Here is a 20,579-nt window from a genome sequence, read left to right as displayed (position 1 = left end):
ATGCCTACACCAACGCACCGACAGTTCTACCCCGGCCCGGATTGTTCTACAATCCTACGGGTGACGGACGAGCTGCAGACTCAGGTCCACGACGCCGCCAGGCGAGCGCGCGTCGCCGCCAAGCTCCTCGCGACCGCCAACACGCAGGACAAGAACAAGGTCCTGCTGGCGATGGCCGACGCCCTCGAGGCCAACGCCGCCGACCTCATCGCCGCCAACGAGCGCGACCTGGCCGCCGGCCGCGAGGCGAACATCGGCGATGCCCTGCTGGACCGTCTCGCCCTGAACGAGAAGCGGGTCGCCGGCATCGCGGACGGCCTCCGCTCGGTCGCCGGCCTGCCGGACCCGATCGGCGACGTCCGCCGCGGCTCCACCCTGCCGAACGGCCTGGAACTGCGCCAGGTGCAGGTCCCGCTCGGCGTCGTCGGCATCGTCTACGAGGCCCGTCCGAACGTCACGGTCGACGCCGCCGGCCTCACGCTCAAGTCCGGCAACGCAGTCCTGCTGCGCGGTTCCTCCAGCGCCGAGCAGTCCAACCTCGCGCTGGTGAAGGTGCTCCGCGAAGTGTTGGCGGACAACGACTTCCCGGCCGACGCCGTCCAGTTGCTGCCGTGCCACGACCGCGCCTCCGTGCAGCACCTCATCACCGCCCGCGGCCTCGTCGACCTGGTCATCCCGCGCGGCGGCGCCGGCCTGATCTCCGCCGTCGTGCAGCAGGCGACGGTGCCGACCATCGAGACCGGCGTCGGCAACTGCCACGTCTACGTGGACCGCGCCGCCGACCTCGACATGGCGCTCCGGATCCTGATCAATTCCAAGACCCGCCGGCCGAGCGTGTGCAACGCCGCCGAGACCGTCCTCGTGCACCAGGACGTCGCCGACCGGTTCGTGCCGGAGGCGGTTCGCCAGCTCATCACCCACGGCGTCACCGTGCACGGCGACAAGCGCGCCGCCGAGCTGGTCGAGGTCACGCCGGCCACTGACGCCGACTGGGACACCGAATACCTGTCCCTGGACATCGCCATGCGCATCGTCGACTCGCTGGACGAGGCCGTCGAGCACATCGGCCGGCACGGCAGCGGCCACACCGAGGCGATCGTCTCCGACGACGTGCGCGCGGCCCGCGACTTCGTGGCGCGGGTGGACGCGGCGGCGGTGATGGTGAACGCGGCGACCTCGTTCACCGACGGCGGCGAGCTGGGCCTCGGCGCGGAGATCGGCATCTCCACCCAGAAGCTGCACGCCCGCGGCCCGATGGGGCTGGCCGAGCTGACCTCGACGAAGTGGGTGGTGTGGGGCGACGGTCACGTCCGCCCCGTCTCCTGACACCGCCGGTACGTTCACGGGCGTGACTTCAGAAGCGCCCGAACACCGCAGACGTGACGCATCCGCCACCAAGGCGGCCTTGCTGCGCGCGGCCCAGGAGCTGTTCACCGAGCGCGGCTACGAGCGGACCACCGTCCGCGACATCGCCGACCGCGCGGGCGTGAACCAGGCGCTCCTGTTCCGCTACTTCGGCACCAAGGAAGACCTGTTCCACGCCGTGCTGGCCACTCAGAGCCGGGTGCTGGTCGCGGAGTCACCGGCCGAGCAGGTGCTGGCCGAGACGCTGGCCCGGATGCTCAACCCGAACACGGACATCGGGCAGGAGAGCGTGTGGCTGGCCGCGCTGCGCTCCAGCGGCCACGACAGTGCCGCCGATGCCATCCGCAAGCAGCTCGGCGAGGACTACGTCCGGGTGCTGGGCTCGCTGACCGACGCCGAGGACGCCGACCTGCGGGTCGACCTGGTGCTGGCCTGGCTGGTCGGGCTGGGCATGCTGCGGTCCGTCGTGCGTAAGGAGCCGCTGGTCAGCGCCGATCCCGAGGACGTGGCGCGGCTGGTGCTGCGCTCCGTTTCCGTGCTGCTCGAACGGGTCGACACCGAGCCGGCTGGTTGACGGCCCGTAGTCGGTTGCCTATCGTCAGGGATGTAAGCGGAAGCTTACATCCCAGTTCGGCCTTGGGGAGCCTGACATGACGACTGTCGACCGTGGCGCGTGCCCGTACCCGTTCAGCGAGGCCAAGCGGCTGGACCTCGACCCGGAGTACGGACGGCTGCGCGACAACGGCGAACTGGCCCGGGTGCGCATGCCCTACGGGGGCGAGGCCTGGATGGCCACCAGCTACGAGGACGTCAAGACGGTCCTGGGCGACCCGCGGTTCAGCCGCGCGGCCACCCTCGGCGCCGACGTCCCCCGGATGATGCCGCTGATCCAGACCGACACCAGCCTGCTGACCATGGACCCGCCGAACCACAGCCGGCTGCGCAAGCTGGTCGCCAAGGCGTTCACCATGCGGCGCATCGAGATGCTGCGGCCGCGCGCCCAGGAGGTCGTCGACGGCCTGCTCGACGACATCGAGGCCCAGGGGCCGCCCGCCGACCTGGTCGAGGGGCTCGCGCTGCCGCTGCCGATCACCATGATCTGTGAGCTGCTCGGCGTGCCCTACGAGGACCGGGACCAGTTCCGCGCCTGGTCGGACGCGGCGCTGGCCTTCACCGCGTACACCCCGGAAGAGATCCAGCAGGGTCGGGACGGGCTGAAGACGTACCTGGCGAGCCTGGTCGCCAAGCACCGCGAGCAGCCCAGCGACTCCCTGCTCAGCGAGCTGGTGCGGGCCCGCGACGAGGAGGACCGGCTCACCGAGGAGGAGCTGGTCCAGTTCGGCGTCACGCTGCTGGTCGCCGGCCACGAGACCACCGCCAACCAGACCGGCAACTTCCTCTACACCCTCCTCAGCAAGCCGGAACTGCTGCGCGACCTGCAGCAGAACCCCGACCTGCTGGACGCCGCCATCGAGGAGATGCTGCGGGTGACGCCGCTCGGCGCGGCCGCCGGCTTCGCGCGCATCGCCACCGAGGACGTCGTGCTCAGCGGCACGCTCGTCAAGGCGGGCGAGGCCGTGATGACGCAGATCGCCGCGGCCAACCGCGACGGCGCCGTCTTCGAGAACCCGGAGGAGATCGACTTCCACCGGGAGCACAACCCGCACGTCGCGTTCGGCCACGGCGCGCACCACTGCCTCGGCGCCCAGTTGGCCCGGCTGGAACTCCAGGTCGCCGTCGGCACCGTGCTGCGCCGGTTCCCCGGCCTGCGGTTCGCGGTGCCGGTCGAGGAGGTGCCGTTCAAGGAGGGCCGGCTCGTACGCGGCCTGCGGGCGCTGCCCGTCGCCTGGTGATGCAGGATTGACGGGTTCCTGAACTGGCTGAGGAGGACACGGTGGCAGACGGCCGCTGGAATGTATCGATCGACTCGGGCACGTGCATCGGTTCCGGCGTGTGCGCCGGCACCTCGCCGAAGTACTTCAAGCTCGAAGGCGGCTACGGCGTGCCGATCGTCGACGAGGTCGACGCCGACGACGAGGTGATCACCGCCGCGGAGTCGTGCCCGATGGAGGCGATCCTGGTGCGCGAGGTCGGCACCGAGAAGGTGATCGCCCCGCTCGACTGAGGGGTCCGGGGCGTCGGCTGCCGGTCGGCGCCCCACCACTCGGATAGCCGTTGCTCACACTTCGGCGCTGCCGAAGGCCGATCGGGTGACCGCTGCCTACGCTGGACCGTTATGACCGACAAGCGCCGGATCGGGGTCATGGGCGGCACCTTCGACCCCATCCACCACGGCCACCTGGTGGCGGCCAGCGAGGTCCAGGCCAGGTTCGAGCTGGACGAAGTGATCTTCGTGCCGACCGGGCAGCCCTGGCAGAAGTCCGGCCGCGAGGTCAGCCCGGCCGAGGACCGCTACCTGATGACCGTGATCGCGACGGCGTCCAACCCGCGGTTCTCGGTCAGCCGTGTGGACATCGACCGCAACGGCCCCACCTACACCGCCGACACGCTGGCCGACCTGGCCGACCGGTACCCCGACGACGACCTGTTCTTCATCACCGGCGCGGACGCGCTGTCGCAGATCGTGTCGTGGAAGCGGGTCGACGAGCTGTTCACCCGGGCGCACTTCATCGGCGTCACCCGGCCCGGCTTCCACCTCGACGACCACCACCTGCCCGCGGGCTCGGTGAGCCTGATCGAGGTGCCGGCGATGGCGATCTCGTCCACGGCCTGCCGCGATCGGGTCTGCGCCGGCCTGCCGGTCTGGTACCTCGTGCCGGACGGGGTGGTGCAGTACATCTCCAAGCGCCGTCTCTACCAGTGCTGAAGACGGGAATCCCCCGATCCGGCGCCTGGATCGGGGGACCCGTACTCGTCAGTCCTGGCGCGCTATCGCGTACGCCCGACGGGACGAAGCGCGAGCGCGCCGAGAGACTTCCCGAGCATTCGCACACCTCCCTTCGGTTGGGCCACCCACTGCGGCCGTGTGCCGATATCTGATCGTGCCGGCCCCACCCTGGTCAACGGGTTTTTCCGCGAGCGCGGGACGGTACCCTTGCCACTCATCCGTAGGTGAAGAACGCAGGGAGTGACGTGGCAGCCACCGACGAGGCACGACGGCTGGCGCTGGTGGCCGCGGCAGCGGCCGCTGACAAGAAGGCGCACGACATCAAGGTGCTGGACGTGTCGAACCAGCTGGTGATCACGGACTGCTTCGTGATCGCGTCGGCGCCCAACGAGCGTCAGGTCGGCGCCATCGTGGACGCCGTCGAGGAGAAGATGCGGGAAGCCGGCACCAAGCCGGTCCGCCGCGAGGGTGCCCGCGAGGGCCGCTGGGTGCTGCTCGACTTCGTCGACGTCGTGGTGCACGTCCAGCACACCGAGGAACGTGTCTTCTACGGCCTGGAGCGGCTGTGGAAGGACTGCCCGGAGATCCCGTTCGACGACGGGTCCAGTGAGGACGGTTCATGACCCTGAGCAGAATCCTGCTGTGGCGGCACGGGCAGACCGAGCACAACGCCAGCGGCCACTGGCAGGGGCACCTGGACTCGCCGCTCACCGAGCGGGGCCGGGAGCAGGCGCGGGCCGCGGTGCCCGCGCTGCTGGCGTACGAGCCGAACCTGGTGGTCGCCTCCGACCTGCGGCGGGCCACCGACACGGCGAAGATCCTCAGCGAGGCCAGCGGGCTGCCGCTGCGGCTGGACAAGCGGCTGCGCGAGACCGACATCGGCGACTGGCAGGGCCTCACCTCGGCCGAGGTGGACGTCCGCTACCCGGGCGGCATCCGCACCTGGCAGTCCGACCCCACCTGGGCGCCGCCGGGCGGCGAGGCTCGGGTGGAGGTGGCGACGCGGGCGCATGACCTCGTCAACGAGTTGGACGAGGAGCTGTCCGGCACCGTGCTGCTGTGCGCGCACGGGGGCCTGATCACGGCGCTGACGGCGCAACTGCTGACCATGCCGGTGTCGATCTGGCCGCAGCTGGGCGGGTTGAGCAACTGCCACTGGGCGGTGCTGGCGCGGCGGCCCGACGGCGACGGCCGCTGGCGGCTGCTCACGTACAACGCCGGCGCGTGAAGCTGCTCGTCCTCGGCGACTCGCTGTGCTTTCACGGGCCGGTCGGGCCGCTGGCCGCCGACGATCCGCGGCTGTGGCCTTCGGTGGCTGCTGCTTCGCTCGGCGGCTCGTCGGAGTTGATCGCCGGCTTCGGGTGGACCGCGCGGGACGCGTGGTGGGCGGTGACGGGGGATCCTCGGTTCTGGGCGGCGCTGGCCAAGGCCGACGTGCTGGTGCTGGCTGTCGGCGGGATGGACACGTTGCCGTCGCCGCTGCCGACGTACCTGCGGGAGGGGCTGCGGTTCCTGCGCCCGGATTCGTTGCGGCGGCGTGTTCGGACGGCGTATCTGGCCGCTCAGCCCCACCTGTCGCGGTTGCTCGGCGGACGGCCGGTGGCGCTGCCTCCGCACCTGACCGAGCGATACCTGGACGACTGCGTTCGGGCCGTGTGGGCGTTGCGGCCGGGGCTGGCGGTGGTCGGCATCGTGCCGCCGGTGCACCACGCGGCGGTCTACGGCTACGTGCACACCGGCCGTGCCGCGGGAGAGGCCGCGGTGCGGCGATGGGCCCGGCGGCACGAGGTTCCGCTGCTGGACCTGCCGTCGCTGACCGGTGATCACGTGCGGGGCGGGCACGGGAACCCGGACGGCATCCACTGGGGATTCGACGCGCATCGGGCAGTGGGGCAGGCCTTGGCGGACACGGTCCGCCACCTGGACCCCGCCAACCCGTAGGCTGGGCGGCCGTGTCCGTCGCAGTCGTCACCGACTCCACCGCGTACCTGCCGGAAGGCTTCGCCGATCGGCGCTCGGTGCGGGTGATCCCCCTGCACGTCCTCGTCGACGGGGTCGGGCGGCTCGACGGCGTGGACTTCGGGCCGGCCGAGTTGGCCGGGGCGCTCGGCGACCGGCGCACCGTCACCACCTCCCGCGCCAACCCCGCCGAGCTGGCCGCCGAGTACCGCAAGGCGCTGGAGGACGGGGCCGAGGCGGTGGTCGCCGTGCACCTGTCCGGGGAGCTCTCCGGCACGTGGAACGCGGCGTGGATGGCCGCCGAGGAGGTCGGGCCGGACCGGGTCCGGATCGTCGACTCCCGCTCCACCGCCATGGGCCTCGGCTTCGCCGTCCTGGCCGCCGCCGATGCCGCCGCGGCCGGCGCTTCACCTGCCGAGGTCGAACGCGCCGCTACCCGGGTCGCCGCTCGGGCCCGGACGTTCTTCTCCGTCGAGACCCTGGAACACCTGCGCCGGGGCGGCCGGATCGGCGCCACCGCCGCGCTGCTCGGCACCGCCTTGTCGGTGAAGCCCCTGCTGCACGTCGAGGACGGTCGGATCGTGCCGCTGGAGAAGGTCCGCACCACCAGCCGCGCCATCGCCCGCCTGGTCGACCTCGCCGCCAACGCCGCCGGTCGCGGTCCGGTGGAGTTGGCGGTGCACCACCTGGCCGCCCCCGAGCGGGCCGCCGAGCTGGCCGCCAAGCTCGAGTCCCGGCTGCCGAACTGTCCCGGCTGCCTGATCTCCGAGGTGGGGCCGGTGATCGGCGCCCACACCGGTCCGGGGGTGCTCGGCGTGGTGGTCGTCCCGGGCGGGTTGAACCCGCCGGCCTGACCCGGCTGCCGCGACAGCGAGCCCAACCCACCAGCATGGCACGAACCGGGCCCGCCCCACCCTCCCCAAGATCGTCTCAGCCCCAGTTGTCCACAGCCCCCGAGTTGTCCACATCTGGATCTTCACGCGGCCCGGCGGCCGCCCGCCGCGCCCTAGCGTCGGCGGCGTGCTCGATCGACTGCGCCCAAGCGCCACCAACCACGCGGCCCAGGTACGCAATCGCCTGGCCGACGTGCTCGGCGGCGCCGTGTCGGAACCGCAGGACCCACCCGAGACCCGGGCGGGCCCGTCGGTCGAGCGCTGGCTGCCCGGAGGCGCCCGGGTCCGCCGACCCCGAACGGCGGTACTCGCCCTAGCCGGCGTGGCGGTCCTCGCCGCGTTGGCCGCTGCCCTGGGCATGTGGCTGAGCCGGCCCGTGCTGGAACAGCCACCCCTGCCCGCCCCCGCCACCCCAACCGCCGCGCACAGCGCGGGGGCGGGCAGGCCCGGGCCGCTCGTCGTCAGCGTCGTCGGCAAGGTCGCCCGGCCAGGCCTGGTCACCGTGCCTGACGGTTCCCGTGTCGCGGATGCGCTGCGCGCCGCCGGCGGCCCACTGCCCGACGCCGACCTGACGCAACTCAACCTGGCCCGGAAGCTCGCCGACGGCGAGCAGGTCGCCGTCGGCGTGCCGCAACCGGCGCCGGCGCAGGGACAGCCGCCGGGCAAAGTCAATCTCAACACCGCCACCCAGACCGACCTGGAAACGCTGCCCGGCGTCGGACCCACCATGGCGCAACGGATTCTGCAGTGGCGAACCAAGAACGGCCGCTTCCAGTCGGTCGACCAGCTCCGCGAGGTCGACGGCATCGGCGCCACCAGATTCGACCACCTGAAGGACTTGGTGCAGACATGACCACTGCTCGGAACGGTCCCGCTCGCTTCGCGAAGGCGTGCCGCCGACATGTCGCGGTCGTGGCCCTGCCGGTCGCCCTTCTGTGCGGGCAACAGTTTTGGTGGTCCCTCGTCGTCGCGACGGTGGCGGCCGGGATCGAGGTCGTCAGATTCCTCCGGTCCCCGCCCTTCATGCGCGTTCGCCTCGAGCCGAGGCGCCGCCATGACTGACACGCGGATGGTGCCGGTCGCCCTGGTGGTGTGGGCGGTCGCGACGGTCGGCCTGGCCTGGGGCTGGCAGTTCAGCTGGCTGCTCGGTGCCATCGCCGTGGTCACGGCCCTCGTGGTGGCCTTCCGGTCCCTGCGCTGGCGTCCGCAGGCGGTGCTGGTGATCGCCCTCGGTGCGTTGGCAACCTGTTGGATCGCAACGGTGATCCACGCGTCGGCGACGCACCCGCTGCGGCTGGATGCGGACCGGGGCACCGTCGTCAAGCTGCGGGTCGAGGTGTCGGAACGGCCGAAACCCCTTCGTACGCAAGGATTCGGCAGCCGGCAGGGCGGCGCGGACCGGGTGCTCGTGCCGGCTGGCGACGTGGTCGTGCTGGCTCAGGCCACGGACTGGGCGGACCTGCTGCCGGGCCAGTGGCTCACCGTCACCGGCCGGGCGGCGCCGGCCCGGGGTGGCGATCTCACGGTTGCGGTCGTGCAGGCCAGGGGATCGCCGACCGAGGTGACTCCGGCCCCGCCGTGGCAGCAGGTCGCCTCGGCGTTGCGCAGCGGGCTGCGGCGAGCGTCGGCGGTGCTGCCGGACGAGCAGGCGGGGCTGCTGCCCGGACTGGTCGTGGGCGACACGGCGAACCTGTCGCCACGGGTGTCCGACGAGTTCAGGGTCGCCGGCATGACCCACCTGCTCGCGGTCAGCGGGGCCAACCTGGCGATCGTCGCGGGAGCGGTGCTGTTCGCGATCCGGTTGCTGGGGCTGGGCCCTCGGATCGCGGGCGCGGGTGCGGGCCTGGCGGTGATCGGGTTCGTCATCCTCGCCGGCCCGGAGCCGAGCGTGCTGCGGGCGGCGGTGATGGGCGGCCTGGCGCTGCTGGCTCTCGTGTTGGGCCGGGAGAGATCACTGCTGCCGGCGCTGGCGTGGTCGGTGGTGGTGCTGGTGCCGATCGATCCGTCGCTCGGCCTCAACGCCGGCTTCGCGCTCTCCGTGCTGGCCACCGGAGCCCTGGTGCTGGTCGCGCCTCGGTGGGCGGCCTGCCTGCGGGGCAGGGGAGTGCCGCCGGGTGTCGCCGAGGCAGTGGCGGCGCCGCTGGCCGCCCACCTGGTCACCGCACCGGTGATCGCCGGTCTGTCCGGTGAGGTCAGCGTGGTCGCGGTGATCGCCAACCTCGTCGCCGAGCCGGTGGTCGCGCCCGTGACCGTCGTCGGCGTGCTGGCAACCGTGGCGACGCCGATCAGCCCGTGGCTGGGGGAGTTGCTGGTTCGAGTGGCGAGTCCGGAGGCGTGGTGGCTCATCCACGTCGCCCGCTACACGTCCTCGATGCCGTTGGCGACGGTGCGGTGGCCGAGCGGGCTGCTCGGTGCGGCGCTGTTGGCAGCGGTGATGCTCGCCGGCTGGGCGGTGTTGCGGTCGCGGCGGCTGAGAGTCGCGGCGGCGGTGATCGTGGCCGGTGCCGTGGTGGTGTTGATGCCGGCCCGGCTCACCGGATCCGGCTGGCCGCCGACAGGGTGGGCGATGGTGAGCTGCGACGTGGGGCAGGGCGACGCGCACGTGGTGGCGACGTCCGAGCCGGGCCGGGTGGTGCTGATCGACACCGGTCCCGACCTCAGTTCGATCGTGGGCTGCCTGCACAGGCTCGGAGTGGTCAGCATTCCACTGGTGGTGCTCAGCCACTTGCACGCGGATCACGTCGGCGGCTTGTCGTCGGTGCTCAGCGATTATCCCGTCGGGGCGGTCGGTGTCGGGCCGCTGCACGAGCCGGCGTGGGCGTGGGACCAGGTTCGGCGGCTGAGCGCCGCCGCGGGCGTGAAGGTGGTGGACGTCGTTGCGGGACAACGATTCGCGTTACCGGGAGTGACCATGACCGTGATCGCGCCGACGGCCGCGCCGAGCCATCTCGGCCCGAACGCCGAAGGCACGCCGGTGAACGACGCGTCGCTCGTGCTGCGCGCCGACACCGCCGCCGGCCGGATCCTGCTGACCGGCGACATCGAACTGGAGGGACAGGCAAACCTGTTGGCCACCAACGAGGACCTGAGCGCCGACGTGCTCAAGGTGCCCCACCACGGCAGTCGCTACTCGCTCCCGCGGTTCCTGGAACGGGTGCATCCGCGGGTGGCACTGGTCAGCGTCGGCGCCGGCAATCCGTTCGGGCACCCCAGTTCGCTGATCATCGACGCACTGGAACGGGAAGGGGCAACGGTGTTACGCACGGATGAGGACGGCGACGTGGCAGTGGTCGCGAGCCGGGACGGCCCGCTGATCGCCCGGCGTGGATCCGAACGGGTCGCCCGCTAGCCACGGCTGGGTGGTTGCCGGCCGGCATGGACCGCCCGGCACGGTGGTCACCGGGTCAACCCTTGATCTCCGACCATGCCTGGGTCCATGCGCCGTAGTCCTCGCACTTGACGTCCGTGCGACCGTCCAGGCACTGGGAGATCGGTGTGGTCCAGTAGGCGATCTTCGACGCGTACGAGGCGTCGCCGGCGTGGTAGGTGTCGCAGTGCTTGCGGTCCACGGTCAGCGCGCACGCCTTGGAGTTGGCCGGCGCTTCGCCGAAGTACTCGGCGACCTGGGCGTTGACCTCGGGGCTGATGATGTGGTTCAGCCACAGGTAGGCGCAGGTCTTGTGCTCGGACCTGGTGGCCACCATCCAGGTGTCCGACCAGCCGGTCGCGCCCTCGGACGGCACCACCGCCTCCAGCGGCACGCCGGCGCTCCTGGTGACGTTGACGGTCACCTGCCAGCCGAGGCCCACGACGGCGTCGGCGTTGGTCAGGGCCCGGCTCTCCTTGAGGTAGTCCGTCCAGTACGTGCCGACCATGGGGTGCTGCCCGCGCAGCAGGTCGACGGCGGCCCGGAACTGGGTGCTGTCGAGCGCGTAGGGGTTGGTGATGCCCAGGTCCAGGCGGTGGGCCCGGAGGTAGAGGGCGGCGTCGGCGATGTAGATCGGCGAGTCGTAGACGCTGATCTTGCCCTTGTACCGGGAGTTCGGGTCGAACACCGTCGACCAGGAGGTGGGAGCCGGGGTCACCTTGTCGGTGCGCCAGGTGAGGAGGTTCGCGCCCCAGCCGTGGGGGATGCCGTAGGGCACGCCGCCGACGCTGTTCCACGACTGGTTCTTGAGGAAGCCGAAGACATCGGCGTAGTCGGGCACAAGGGAGGTGTTCACCGGCTCCACGTCGCCGGCGGCGATCAGCCGCAGCGAGGCGTCCCCGGAGGCGGAGACGACATCGTACTGACCGGTCTTCATCAGGCTGATGGCCTCGTCGGAGGTGTCGAACTGCCGGACGTCGACCTTGCAGCCGGTCTCCTGCTCGAACGGGGTCACCCAGTCGACCTTCGGGTCGTTGGAGCCGTTCTCCGCGTAGCCGGGCCAGGCCAGCACGGACAGCTGGCCCTCCGGCTGCCCGAGCTTGCCCAGCGCGGTCAGCGAGGGCGGGGTGAAGCGCTGCCCGCCGCCGGGCATCGCCAGATTGCCGCCCGCGGCGGTGCCGCAGGCGGTGAGCGCCATGCTCGCCGCGAGCAGACCGGCCAGCAGCGCCGTGTTCTTCATGATCGACCTTCCCGCCCGTGCCGGTGACCGCGAGGTGTGCTCATGCCACCGGGTCAACCGGCGCCGCCCGGCGGGCACCGCGCCGGGGCCGGGCACGAAGGTGATGTCGTCACGTGTCGGGAGCTGCTTTAGCGCGTCCCGTGCCGCAGGCGGGAAGATCCACTCGATCGTGGCGTGCGGATCGTTGACGGCACAAAGAAGCCGGCGCGTGAGGCACGCGCCGGCAACCTTGTGGTGTGGTCAGCCCCGGTGGGGTCAGAGGCCGAGGGCCTCGGTGACGGCGGCGGCGTTCGGCGGCACGACGGCCTTCGGGCCGATGCGGTCGGCGACGGCGTCGAGCGTCTTCAGGCCGTCGCCGGTGATCAGCAGCACGGTGTCCGCGTCGGGGTCGAGCTGGCCGGTCTCGACCAGCTTCTTCGCGGTCGCCACGGTGACGCCGCCGGCGGTCTCGGCGAAAATGCCCTCGGTGCGGGCCAGCAGCCGGATGCCTTCGACGACCTCTTCGTCGGTGACGTCCTCGACGGCGCCGCCGGTGCGGCGCACGGTGTCCAGCACGTACGGGCCGTCGGCGGGCGCGCCGATCGCCAGCGAGCGGGCGATGGTGTCCGGGCGGACCGGCGACACGACGTCGGTGCCGGCCTTGTAGGCGGTGGAGACCGGGGAGCAGCCGGTGGCCTGGGCGCCGAACACCCGGTACGGGGTGGCGTCCACGAGGCCGAGCTCGCCCAGCTCGCGGAAGCCCTTGTCCACCTTGGTCAGCTGCGAGCCGGAGGCGACCGGCACCACGATCTGCCCGGGCAGCCGCCAGCCGAGCTGCTCGGCGACCTCGTAGGCCAGGGTCTTGGAGCCCTCCGCGTAGTACGGCCGGACGTTGACGTTCACGAACGCCCAGTCCTCGTGCTCGGCGGCGAGCTGGGTGGCCAGCCGGTTCACGTCGTCGTAGTTGCCGTCCACGGCGATCAGCGCGCCGTCGTAGACCGCGGTGGTGAGGATCTTGGCCTTCTCCAGCGACGACGGGATCAGCACCACCGACTCCCAGCCGGCGCGGGCGGCCGCGGCGGCGACGGCGTTGGCCAGATTGCCGGTGGAGGGGCAGGCCAGCACCTTGAAGCCGAGCTGGCGGGCGGCGGCCAGGGCGACGGCGACGACGCGGTCCTTGAACGAGTGCGTCGGGTTGCCGGTGTCGTCCTTCACCCACAGGTTGCGCACGCCGAGCGCTGCGCCGAGGCGGTCGGCCTTGACCAGGCGGGTCAGGCCGGGCTCGGTGTTGGGGTAGGACTGGACGTCGGTGGGCACCGGCAGCAGGTTGCGGTAGCGCCAGATGGACTTGGGGCCGGCCTCGATGTCCTCGCGGCGGACGTGGCCGAACTCGTAGGCGACTTCGAGGGGGCCGAAACACTCGCTACAGGCGAATTCCGCGGCCAGCGGGATCTGGTGTCCGCACTCCCGACAGCTCAGGGCGCGCGCGGGCCCGAGGTTGAAGGCGGCGGTGGTGCGAGCGTCGACGGTCGTCGTCATGGGAGGTATCTCCTCATCTTTCCCACGTGTGGGTCGGAATTGGCACCGTGATCGACGCGTGGAGATGCGTCGCCGGTTGCCGGGGCTTCGTCGGGCCGTTCCCTCTGCCCCTCTGGATGAGCGGTGTTCAGTTGTGACCTGCACGGTACGGCAATGCGACGCGGGGTCGCCACTCCGTGGCCCACGATGCGGGACCGGCGGGGCTGTCAGGGGGACGTGGAAGGATGACGGCGTGAGTGCCGCCCCCGAACCGCTGCTGCTCGTGCTCGGCGACGAGGAACTGCTGGTCGAACGGGCCGTGCGGGCCGCGCTGGCCACGGCGCGCAAGGCCGATCCGCAGGCCGATCTGACGCGTGTGCGGGTGACTGACCTCACCCCGCCGGAGCTGGCCGAGCTGCTCAGCCCGTCGCTGTTCGCCGAGGGGCGGGTGGTGGTGCTGGAGGGCGCGCAGGAGGTCGGCAAGGAGGTCGCCGACGCCGTCCTCGCCTACGCCAAGGAGCCGGCCGACGGCATCGTGCTGATCGTGCTGCACACCGGCGGCGGCCGGGCGAAGGTGGCCAAGGACCTGCCGGGCGCGCTGAAGAAGGCCGGCGCCGTGGTGGTGGAGTGCTCCAAGATCACCAAGCCGGCCGACCGGGACGCGTTCGTCCGCGACGAGGTGAAGCGGGCCGGCGGCAAGATCGATCCCGCCGGGCTGGCCGCGCTGATCGAGACCGTCGGCACCGACCTGCGGGAGCTGGCCGCCGCCGCCTCGCAGCTGGTCACTGACAATGACGGCAAGGTCGACGAGGCCGCGGTCCGCCGCTACCACCAGGGCAAGGCCGAGGTGACCGGCTTCGCCGTGGCGGATCTGGCCGTAGTGGGGGATCGGGCCGGCGCGATGGAGGCGCTGCGCTGGGCGATGCAGCTCGGCGTGCCGCACGTGCTCGTGGCCGACGCATTGGCCGAGGGGGTGCGCACCGTGGCGAAGGTGGCCTCCGCCGGCCGGGGCGACCCGTTCCGCATGGCCGGCGATCTGGGCATGCCGCCGTGGAAGGTGAAGCGGGCGCAGGGCCAGGCCCGCGGCTGGACGCCGGCCGGCCTGGCCGAGGCGATGCAGGTCGTGGCGGCGCTGAACGCCGATGTGAAGGGCGTGGCCGCCGACGCGGACTACGCGTTGGAGCGGGCGGTGTTGAAGGTGGTTGCGGCGCACCAGATGGGCTGACGCCACTGGTGTGTTGTGGTGGCCTCGCCGACTCCAGGTGCGGTGGTCGAAACGGGCGGCGCGGGGCCGGTGTGGGTGCGCCGCCACGAGGGCGTGTCTCGCGGTCGGCCTCTCCTGTTACGGCCAGTCATCGGCGATTGCCGGGCGCGGGGGCATTGAAGGCCAAGCCCTGACCGGAATTGAGTTCTGTTTCGGCGGTTCGGGAAGCCGATCCGGGGCCTTCGTGCAATTCGCTGGGCGAAGGTGACGAACTCTCATACGCTTTCGCGGCTTTGAAATCACTGCCTACGCGTACGTGCAGTGATCGTACACAGGTGACTTTCCAGGCCCATGTGGTCCGTCTGGGGGAATGGTAGGGCCGGGCGGGGGCCGCGACCGTAGATAGAGGTCGAATGCGCAAGCTCTTACCTTTGTTGTCGGCGGTGTGCATGGCGGTCGTGTTGGGACCGACCGCCGTCGGGCAGCCGAGCGCCCCGCCGAAGCCGGCCGGATCGGGTTGGCGGGTGGTGGACGGCCAGGTGGCCTGGACGTCGGCGAAGCCGATGTCGGGCGACGCGGCGGTGGAGTTCTGGTCCGACGGCAAACTGCTCGGCCGGGCCAGGTCGTCCCGCGACGGCAGGACGTTCTCGTTGCCCGGCAAGGCACTGGGCGACCTCGGCAAGGTGGAGGTCCGGGCCGGCGGGCGCCGGTTGGACGCCCCCGACCCGAAGTTCCGGGCCAACCAGGCGCCCGCCGCCCTGCCGCCGCTGCTGCCCAAGGGTGTGGCCGATCCGGGTACTCCGGGGCCGTACCAGACGGTCACGGGTGAGTACGCCCTCGACCCGGTTCGGCTGCCCGGACTCGACGGGCCGATCGAGATGCAGGCCGTCGTCGTGGCGCCGAGGAACGCGCCGGGAAACCGCCCGCTGGTGTTGTTCCTGCACGGCCGGCACGGATCCTGCTACAACCCGAACAACCCCGCTGACCAGCCCTTCACCTGGCCGTGCCCGGCCGGAACGCTGATGGTGCCGAGTTATCGCGGCTATCTGCAGACCCAGCAGTTGTTGGCGTCGCAGGGATACGACACGGTCTCCGTCTCGGCGGACGCCATCAACGCCTTGGACTTCCAGGCCGAGGACGGCGGCGCGCAGGCCCGCTCTTCGCTGGTGCGACTGCATCTCGCGCACTGGGCGGACTGGGCCGGCGCGGGCCGGGCCTCGGCGCCGCAGATCGTGCGGGACGCGCCGGTGGCGGACATGTCGAAGGTCCTGCTGGTCGGCCACTCCCGCGGCGGCGAAGGCGTCAACCAGGCGGCGTTGGACAGCCTGGCCCCGCCGCCGTTCGACTCGGGCTACTCGGGCCCGGTCCGCTGGACGATCCGCGGCAACGTGTTCATCGCCCCGACCATCTTCGGCCAGAACCCCACGCCGGACGTGCCGTCGGTGACCTTCCTGCCGGCGTGCGACGGGGACGTGTCCAATCTTCAGGGGCAGCAGTACATCGACTCGACGCGGGGCGTCAGCCGCGGCAAGGCGCTGCACAGCGCCCTGTACATCGCGGGGGCGAACCACAACTTCTTCAACGTCGAGTGGACTCCGGGCGAGTCGGCGGCCCCGTCCGTGGACGACTATTTTCCCGGCGACACCCCCAACCCGCTCTGCGACCCCGGCCAGCCGGCGCGGCTGACCGCCGCCCAGCAGCGTGCGGTCGGTGCGACCTATGTCGCCGCGGCCGCGCATCTGTTCGTGGACCACGAGCTTCGGGTGCAGCCGCTGCTGGACGGTTCCGGCGTGCGGGCGCCGTCGGCCGATCCGGCCCGGGTGCTCAGCCACGCCCTGGGCGGCGACCGGACGCCGGTGGTGGTGCCGGACCAGTCCACCAAGATCACCGGTAGCGGCAAGCTGTGTGACGAGATCAACGCCGCCACGGCCTGCCTGGCCGGAGCCGACCAGTACAAGTCGCCGCACACGGTGTCGTTCACCGCGGCTCCCACCGAGGCCGGCCGGTCCGCGGTGGACGTGCGCTGGTCGGCCGCGGGAACCGCGGCGGTGATCGAGCCACCGCGCCCGGTGTGGCTGCTCGGGGAGCAGTCCCTGGCGCTGCGGGTGATCGTCCCGGAGAACTCCACGGGCACGTCCTTCGAGGTGGCGGCCACGGACGGCAGCGGCAGGCGGACCAAGCTCGGCAAGGTGACGCTGAACGGCCTGCCCGGCGCGGATCGCACGATGTCGTACTGGGCCCAGGAGGTGCGCGTCCCGGTGCCGCCGGTGCTGCAGGTGGCCAAGCTCGAACTGGTCCCGTCGACCACCAGTGGTGAGGCCTGGCTGCTCGACGCCCACGGCTGGCGTCCTGGCCTGCCGGACCCGGATCCGGCCAAGCTGACCCGGGTCGACCTCGGTCGGGTGACGGCGCCGGAAGGCGATTCGGGTTCGAAGAACTACCAGGTCCCGGTGACCGTGACCGGCGACGCGGGCGGTGTGCTGAAGCTGTTCCGCAGTGACTCGACCGGGCGGACGTGGACCGAGGAGGCGTTGACGCTCGCGCCCGGGCAGCACACGGTCGACCTGTCCACGACCGTGGTCGGGAACACCCGTTGGAGCGCGAACTACCTGGTCGGCGCGGAGATCAAGGCGGCCAAGGGCACGGTCGTGGGGTCCTACCAGGGCGGTGTGCTGGTGACCAACGACGACCCGGCGCCCACCATCACCGTGACGCCGACGTCGTCGGTGGCTGCGGGCGGGGCCTTGACGTGGCACGTGACGCTGTCCGAGGCGGCCGACGCGGACATCTTCGTCTTCGGCCCGTTCGTGGCGCCGGCGACCGGCCCCGAGCTGTCGACCACGGACGTGGACCCGGCCTGGCTGAGGTCGTGGGGAATCGATCCGCAGCCGTCACGGCCGCTGTCGACCCTGAGCCAGCTCGTGCTGGACGGGCGAATCGCGGCCGGGGCCGTCAGCGGCGACGTGGTGCTCCAGACCGTGGCCACCGGCGGCCAGGGCGCGGACAAGCATGTCGCGCTGCACGTCGGGGCCTACCCGCAGGAGCTGCCCCTGGACACCGTGCTGACCGGCACGGTGACCGCGAAGTAGCCGGACACACGAAGTAGCCGGACAGCAGAACGCCCTGCCCGCGGAAGCGGGCAGGGCGTTGGCGCTGAAGAAGCGTGCTCAGCCGATCTTGTTCACGGCCAGGGCGAGCGCGGACTTCTTGTTGGCGGCCTGGTTGGGGTGGATGACACCCTTGCTGGCGGCCTTGTCCAGGCTGCGAGAGGCGGCACGGGCCAGCTCGAGAGCCTTGTCCTTGTCGCCGGCGGCGACGGCCTCGCGGACCTTGCGGATGGCGGTCTTCACACCGGACTTGACCGCCTTGTTGCGCAGGCGGGCGGCCTCGTTGGTCTTGATCCGCTTCTGCTGCGACTTGATGTTCGCCACGCGTCTACCTCTCAGTTCACTACGGCTTGGTCGTGTCGCACTTCACACGGCACCCGATCTGTCCCAGCACCAGGTCTTCCTCCACGGCGGAACGCCGCACGACACGAGCAGCCAGTCTAACGCACCGTGAACGGCGCCTGCGCGGTGCCCACGACCACGGCGTACGCGCCCTTCTCCACCTCACGCTTGCCGTCGGCGTCGACGTCCCCGACGGTCACGGCGAGCTTGCTGACGTCGAACTCGACCTGCACCGTCTTCGACTCACCGGGCTTCAGGTCCACGCGGGTGAAGCCGACGAGTCGCTTGTCCGGCACGAGCACCTGGCTGACCGGCTGGTGCACGTACACCGGCACGACCGTGCTGCCGGCGACCGCGCCGGTGTTGGTCACCGTCACCGACACCGTCTCCTTGCCGTCGGCCCGCACGGTGGCGGCGCTCAGGGTCGGCGTGGCGGTGCTGAACGTCGTGTACGACAGGCCGTAGCCGAACGGGAACAGCGGGTCGTAGCCGGAGCTGGCGCCGCCGTTGGTGCCGGGCAGCTGGTCGTAGGACATCGGCAGGTCGCCGACGGTCTTCGGCCACGACACGGGCAGCTTGCCGCTGGGGTTGGCCTTGCCGAACAGGATGTCGGCCAGCGCGTGCCCGCCCTCGGAGCCGGGCAGCCATGCCTGCAGCAGCGTCGGCGCGGTCGACACGGAGCCGAGCACCAGCGGCCGGCCGGTCATCAGCACGACGACCACGGGCTTGCCGGTCGCGTTGAGCGAGTCCACCAGGGACTGCTGCGCGGCGGTCAGCGTCGGGTTCTCCTTGTCGTTGGTGCCCTCGGCGCCGGCCTTCTCGCCCAGCACCACCACAACCGCGTCGGCGTCGGCCGCCTGGGCGACGGCGGTCTGGTCGGTCGCGCCGACCACGGTGGCGTTCGGCAGGGCTTCCTTGATGCCCTGCAGCGGTGTGACAACCGGAGGTGTGGGGCCGTTGGGGTCGATGCCCTGCCAGTTCACGGTCCAGCCGCCGAACTGCTGGGCCGGGTTGTCGGCGCTGTCGCCGGCGACGACGATCTTGTGCACGCCGGTGGACAGCGGCAGTGTCTTGTTGTCGTTGCGCAGCAACACGGTCGACTCGGTGGCGGCCTGCCGCGCGAGGTCGACGCCGGCGCCGTTGACGATGCCGCCGGCGGCGTTCTCGTCGACGAACGGCTTCTCGAACAGGCCGAGGTCGAACTTGAGCTTGAGGATCCGCCCGACGGCCTCGTCGATCCGGTGCTGGCTGATCAGTCCGTTGTGGACGTCGTCGATCAGCGCCTTGGTGTAGCCGGCGGCGTCGGAGGGCTCCATGGCCATGTCCACGCCCGCGTTCACGCTCATCGCGACGGCGGTCGGGTAGTCGGGCGCCATGTGGTACTTGGTGACCAGGCTGGCCATGTCGGACCAGTCGCTGACCGTGACGCCGCTGAAGCCCATGCGCTGCCGCAGTTCGGTGTTCAGCATGAACTTCGAGGCGTGCACGGGGACGCCGTTGACGGCGCCGGAGTTGGCCATGGCGGTCTTCACGCCGGCGTCGATCTGCGGCTGGAACGCCGGCAGGAACACGTCCTGCAGCTCACGCACGGGGATCTGCGCGGGCACCCGGTCGTGGCCGTTGCTCGGCTGCGAGTAGCCGGCGAAGTGCTTGGCGGTGGCGGCGAGCCTGGCGGTCGCGCCCTTGCCGTCGTAGGCCTGCAGGCCGGTGACGAGCGAGCCGGCCAGGGCGCCGGCGAGCTGCGGGTCCTCGCTCAGGGTCTCGTAGTAGCGGCCCCAGCGGGTGTCGCGGGAGATGTCGGAGACGGGCGCGAAGTCCCAGAACACGCCGGTCGCGCGCATCGTCGCCGAGGTCGACTCGCCCATCTTCTCGGCCAGCGCCGGGTCCCAGGTGGCGCCGACGCCGATCTGCTGCGGGAACATCGTCGCGGTGACGAGGTTGTTGTCGCCGTGCACGCCGTCGGCCCCGTACAGCACGGGGATCTTGAGCCGGTTGTTGTCCAGGGCGTAGTGCTGGATGCCGTTGGTCATCTGCGCCCAGCCCTTGGCGGTGTTGTCGACCGGGTAGTCGCCGCCGCCGGACAGGATGGAGCCGACGTGGGCGTCCACCAGCACCTGTTGTTCGCAGGACGGCGTCAGCGGGCCGTTCGCGTAGTTGCAGTCGCCGCGGAGCTTGCCCACTCGGATCTGCGCCATCTGGCCGACCTTCTCGGCCAGCGTCATCCGGCGCAGCAGGTCGTTCACGCGGTACTGGCTGGGTACCGCGGGGTTGAGGTAGAGGGGTCTGCCGTGATCGTCGGAGCCGGCCGGCCCACTGGGGGACGCCTGGCTGCTGGACTGGGCCAGCGCGGTGGTCAGCGCGATGACCGCGGACACCGCGAGGGCGGCGCGCAAACCGGGGCGGATTCGGGCCACTGTGCCTCCTGTTGTAGCTGGTAACGCAGTTGTCACCTTTGTCCGAGAAGGGCCGTGACCAGTAGCGCCGATCGGGGGATTTGGAAGCGCTCCCATCCCGGGATCTGGGCACGCACAGTGACGTGTTTCAGAGATTTTTCAGTGCTGCCAAGGACTTTCCCTGCCACGTGCCGGTTCGGACAACCCGTGTGATCGTCACACGGCGGGCTCCCAGCGCTGCCGTGAGGCGGCGGATTTCCGCAGCTCAGTGCGCGATCGGCCGCGAAGCCTGTACGTCCCAGCATCTGGTCACGGATGTGAACTGGCCTCGGCCGGGACGTCCATGGTTGTGAACGATTACCGC

The 20,579-nt window shown here is 71.3% G+C and carries 17 protein-coding genes and 1 riboswitch; of the genes, 13 read left to right on the top strand and 4 right to left on the bottom strand.

What is annotated here, in order from left to right; genetic code table 11:
- The 11 genes from BJ998_RS09760 (at position 1) to BJ998_RS09710 (ending at position 10,414) form a co-directional block, all read left to right on the top strand.
- On the top strand, positions 1 to 1,326 hold the full coding sequence (locus BJ998_RS09760; protein WP_184860456.1) for a glutamate-5-semialdehyde dehydrogenase: 1,326 nt from the start codon (positions 1 to 3) through the stop codon (positions 1,324 to 1,326).
- Positions 1,327 to 1,348: 22 nt separating this feature from the next.
- Positions 1,349 to 1,939: a TetR/AcrR family transcriptional regulator gene (locus tag BJ998_RS09755; protein WP_184860454.1), complete on the top strand. Its 591-nt coding sequence runs from the start codon at positions 1,349 to 1,351 to the stop codon at positions 1,937 to 1,939.
- Positions 1,940 to 2,015: 76 nt separating this feature from the next.
- Positions 2,016 to 3,218, top strand: coding sequence for a cytochrome P450 (locus BJ998_RS09750; protein ID WP_184860452.1), 1,203 nt, complete (start codon positions 2,016 to 2,018; stop codon positions 3,216 to 3,218).
- Between the two features lie 41 nt (positions 3,219 to 3,259).
- Positions 3,260 to 3,490, top strand: a complete 231-nt coding sequence (locus tag BJ998_RS09745; RefSeq protein ID WP_184860450.1) for a ferredoxin — start codon at positions 3,260 to 3,262, stop codon at positions 3,488 to 3,490.
- 111 nt (positions 3,491 to 3,601) lie between these two features.
- A complete protein-coding gene (gene nadD / locus BJ998_RS09740; protein ID WP_184860448.1) occupies positions 3,602 to 4,192 on the top strand; it encodes a nicotinate-nucleotide adenylyltransferase in 591 nt (196 codons plus the stop codon).
- A 266-nt stretch (positions 4,193 to 4,458) separates the two neighbouring features.
- Entirely contained in the window at positions 4,459 to 4,836 is a 378-nt protein-coding gene (gene rsfS, locus BJ998_RS09735; protein WP_184860447.1) for a ribosome silencing factor, read from the top strand.
- Positions 4,833 to 5,441 (top strand): histidine phosphatase family protein, encoded by a 609-nt coding sequence (locus BJ998_RS09730; protein WP_184860445.1) that lies wholly within the window; start codon positions 4,833 to 4,835, stop codon positions 5,439 to 5,441. Before rsfS ends, BJ998_RS09730 begins: the two co-directional genes overlap by 4 nt.
- Positions 5,438 to 6,154 carry a diglucosylglycerate octanoyltransferase gene (gene octT, locus BJ998_RS09725; RefSeq protein WP_184860443.1) on the top strand — a complete coding sequence of 239 codons (717 nt, stop codon included), beginning with the start codon at positions 5,438 to 5,440 and terminating at the stop codon, positions 6,152 to 6,154. Before BJ998_RS09730 ends, octT begins: the two co-directional genes overlap by 4 nt.
- An 11-nt stretch (positions 6,155 to 6,165) precedes the next feature.
- Complete coding sequence (locus tag BJ998_RS09720) at positions 6,166 to 7,026, top strand: DegV family protein (RefSeq protein ID WP_184860441.1); 861 nt, start codon at positions 6,166 to 6,168, stop codon at positions 7,024 to 7,026.
- Between the two features lie 166 nt (positions 7,027 to 7,192).
- Positions 7,193 to 7,918, top strand: a complete 726-nt coding sequence (locus tag BJ998_RS09715; protein ID WP_312890017.1) for a ComEA family DNA-binding protein — start codon at positions 7,193 to 7,195, stop codon at positions 7,916 to 7,918.
- Positions 7,919 to 8,119: 201 nt separating this feature from the next.
- Positions 8,120 to 10,414 (top strand): DNA internalization-related competence protein ComEC/Rec2, encoded by a 2,295-nt coding sequence (locus BJ998_RS09710; protein ID WP_184860438.1) that lies wholly within the window; start codon positions 8,120 to 8,122, stop codon positions 10,412 to 10,414.
- Between the two features lie 55 nt (positions 10,415 to 10,469).
- Here the strand turns inward: BJ998_RS09710 and BJ998_RS09705 are convergent, their stop codons facing one another.
- Together BJ998_RS09705 and thrC are read right to left on the bottom strand one after the other, a co-directional pair.
- Positions 10,470 to 11,672, bottom strand: coding sequence for an ABC transporter substrate-binding protein (locus BJ998_RS09705; RefSeq protein ID WP_184860437.1), 1,203 nt, complete (start codon positions 11,670 to 11,672; stop codon positions 10,470 to 10,472).
- 255 nt (positions 11,673 to 11,927) lie between these two features.
- The gene (gene thrC / locus BJ998_RS09700) at positions 11,928 to 13,190 is read right to left on the bottom strand and encodes a threonine synthase (protein WP_184860435.1); all 1,263 of its coding nucleotides are present in this window, start codon (positions 13,188 to 13,190) and stop codon (positions 11,928 to 11,930) included.
- 10 nt (positions 13,191 to 13,200) lie between these two features.
- Positions 13,201 to 13,313: riboswitch (SAM riboswitch) on the bottom strand.
- Positions 13,314 to 13,422: 109 nt separating this feature from the next.
- On the opposite strand from thrC, the gene holA reads away from it, so the two are divergent.
- Positions 13,423 to 14,394, top strand: coding sequence for a DNA polymerase III subunit delta (holA, locus tag BJ998_RS09695; protein ID WP_184860433.1), 972 nt, complete (start codon positions 13,423 to 13,425; stop codon positions 14,392 to 14,394).
- 392 nt (positions 14,395 to 14,786) lie between these two features.
- Positions 14,787 to 17,462: an alpha/beta hydrolase family protein gene (locus tag BJ998_RS09690; protein WP_184860431.1), complete on the top strand. Its 2,676-nt coding sequence runs from the start codon at positions 14,787 to 14,789 to the stop codon at positions 17,460 to 17,462.
- A 78-nt stretch (positions 17,463 to 17,540) separates the two neighbouring features.
- Here BJ998_RS09690 and rpsT read toward each other — a convergent pair whose 3' ends face one another.
- Together rpsT and BJ998_RS09680 are read right to left on the bottom strand one after the other, a co-directional pair.
- A complete protein-coding gene (rpsT, locus tag BJ998_RS09685) occupies positions 17,541 to 17,804 on the bottom strand; it encodes a 30S ribosomal protein S20 (RefSeq protein WP_184860429.1) in 264 nt (87 codons plus the stop codon).
- 116 nt (positions 17,805 to 17,920) lie between these two features.
- A complete protein-coding gene (locus BJ998_RS09680; RefSeq protein WP_184860427.1) occupies positions 17,921 to 20,236 on the bottom strand; it encodes a glycoside hydrolase family 3 N-terminal domain-containing protein in 2,316 nt (771 codons plus the stop codon).
- Positions 20,237 to 20,579 lie beyond the last annotated feature (343 nt).

It is taken from the genome of Kutzneria kofuensis, from assembly GCF_014203355.1.
Classification (GTDB): domain Bacteria; phylum Actinomycetota; class Actinomycetes; order Mycobacteriales; family Pseudonocardiaceae; genus Kutzneria; species Kutzneria kofuensis.
Note: the sequence above shows the minus strand (reverse complement) of the source record. Positions and strands in the feature narration are given on the sequence as shown.

Bases quoted from the DNA above. Each gene is read 5' to 3' on its own strand.
- BJ998_RS09760 (WP_184860456.1), top strand. From the start codon at position 1: ATGCCTACACCAACGCACCGACAGTTCTACCCCGGCCCGGATTGTTCT.
- BJ998_RS09750 (WP_184860452.1), top strand. From the start codon at position 2,016: ATGACGACTGTCGACCGTGGCGCGTGCCCGTACCCGTTCAGCGAGGCC.
- nadD (WP_184860448.1), top strand. From the start codon at position 3,602: ATGACCGACAAGCGCCGGATCGGGGTCATGGGCGGCACCTTCGACCCC.
- BJ998_RS09730 (WP_184860445.1), top strand. From the start codon at position 4,833: ATGACCCTGAGCAGAATCCTGCTGTGGCGGCACGGGCAGACCGAGCAC.
- BJ998_RS09710 (WP_184860438.1), top strand. From the start codon at position 8,120: ATGACTGACACGCGGATGGTGCCGGTCGCCCTGGTGGTGTGGGCGGTC.
- BJ998_RS09705 (WP_184860437.1), bottom strand. From the start codon at position 11,672: ATGAAGAACACGGCGCTGCTGGCCGGTCTGCTCGCGGCGAGCATGGCG.
- thrC (WP_184860435.1), bottom strand. From the start codon at position 13,190: ATGACGACGACCGTCGACGCTCGCACCACCGCCGCCTTCAACCTCGGG.
- BJ998_RS09690 (WP_184860431.1), top strand. From the start codon at position 14,787: ATGCGCAAGCTCTTACCTTTGTTGTCGGCGGTGTGCATGGCGGTCGTG.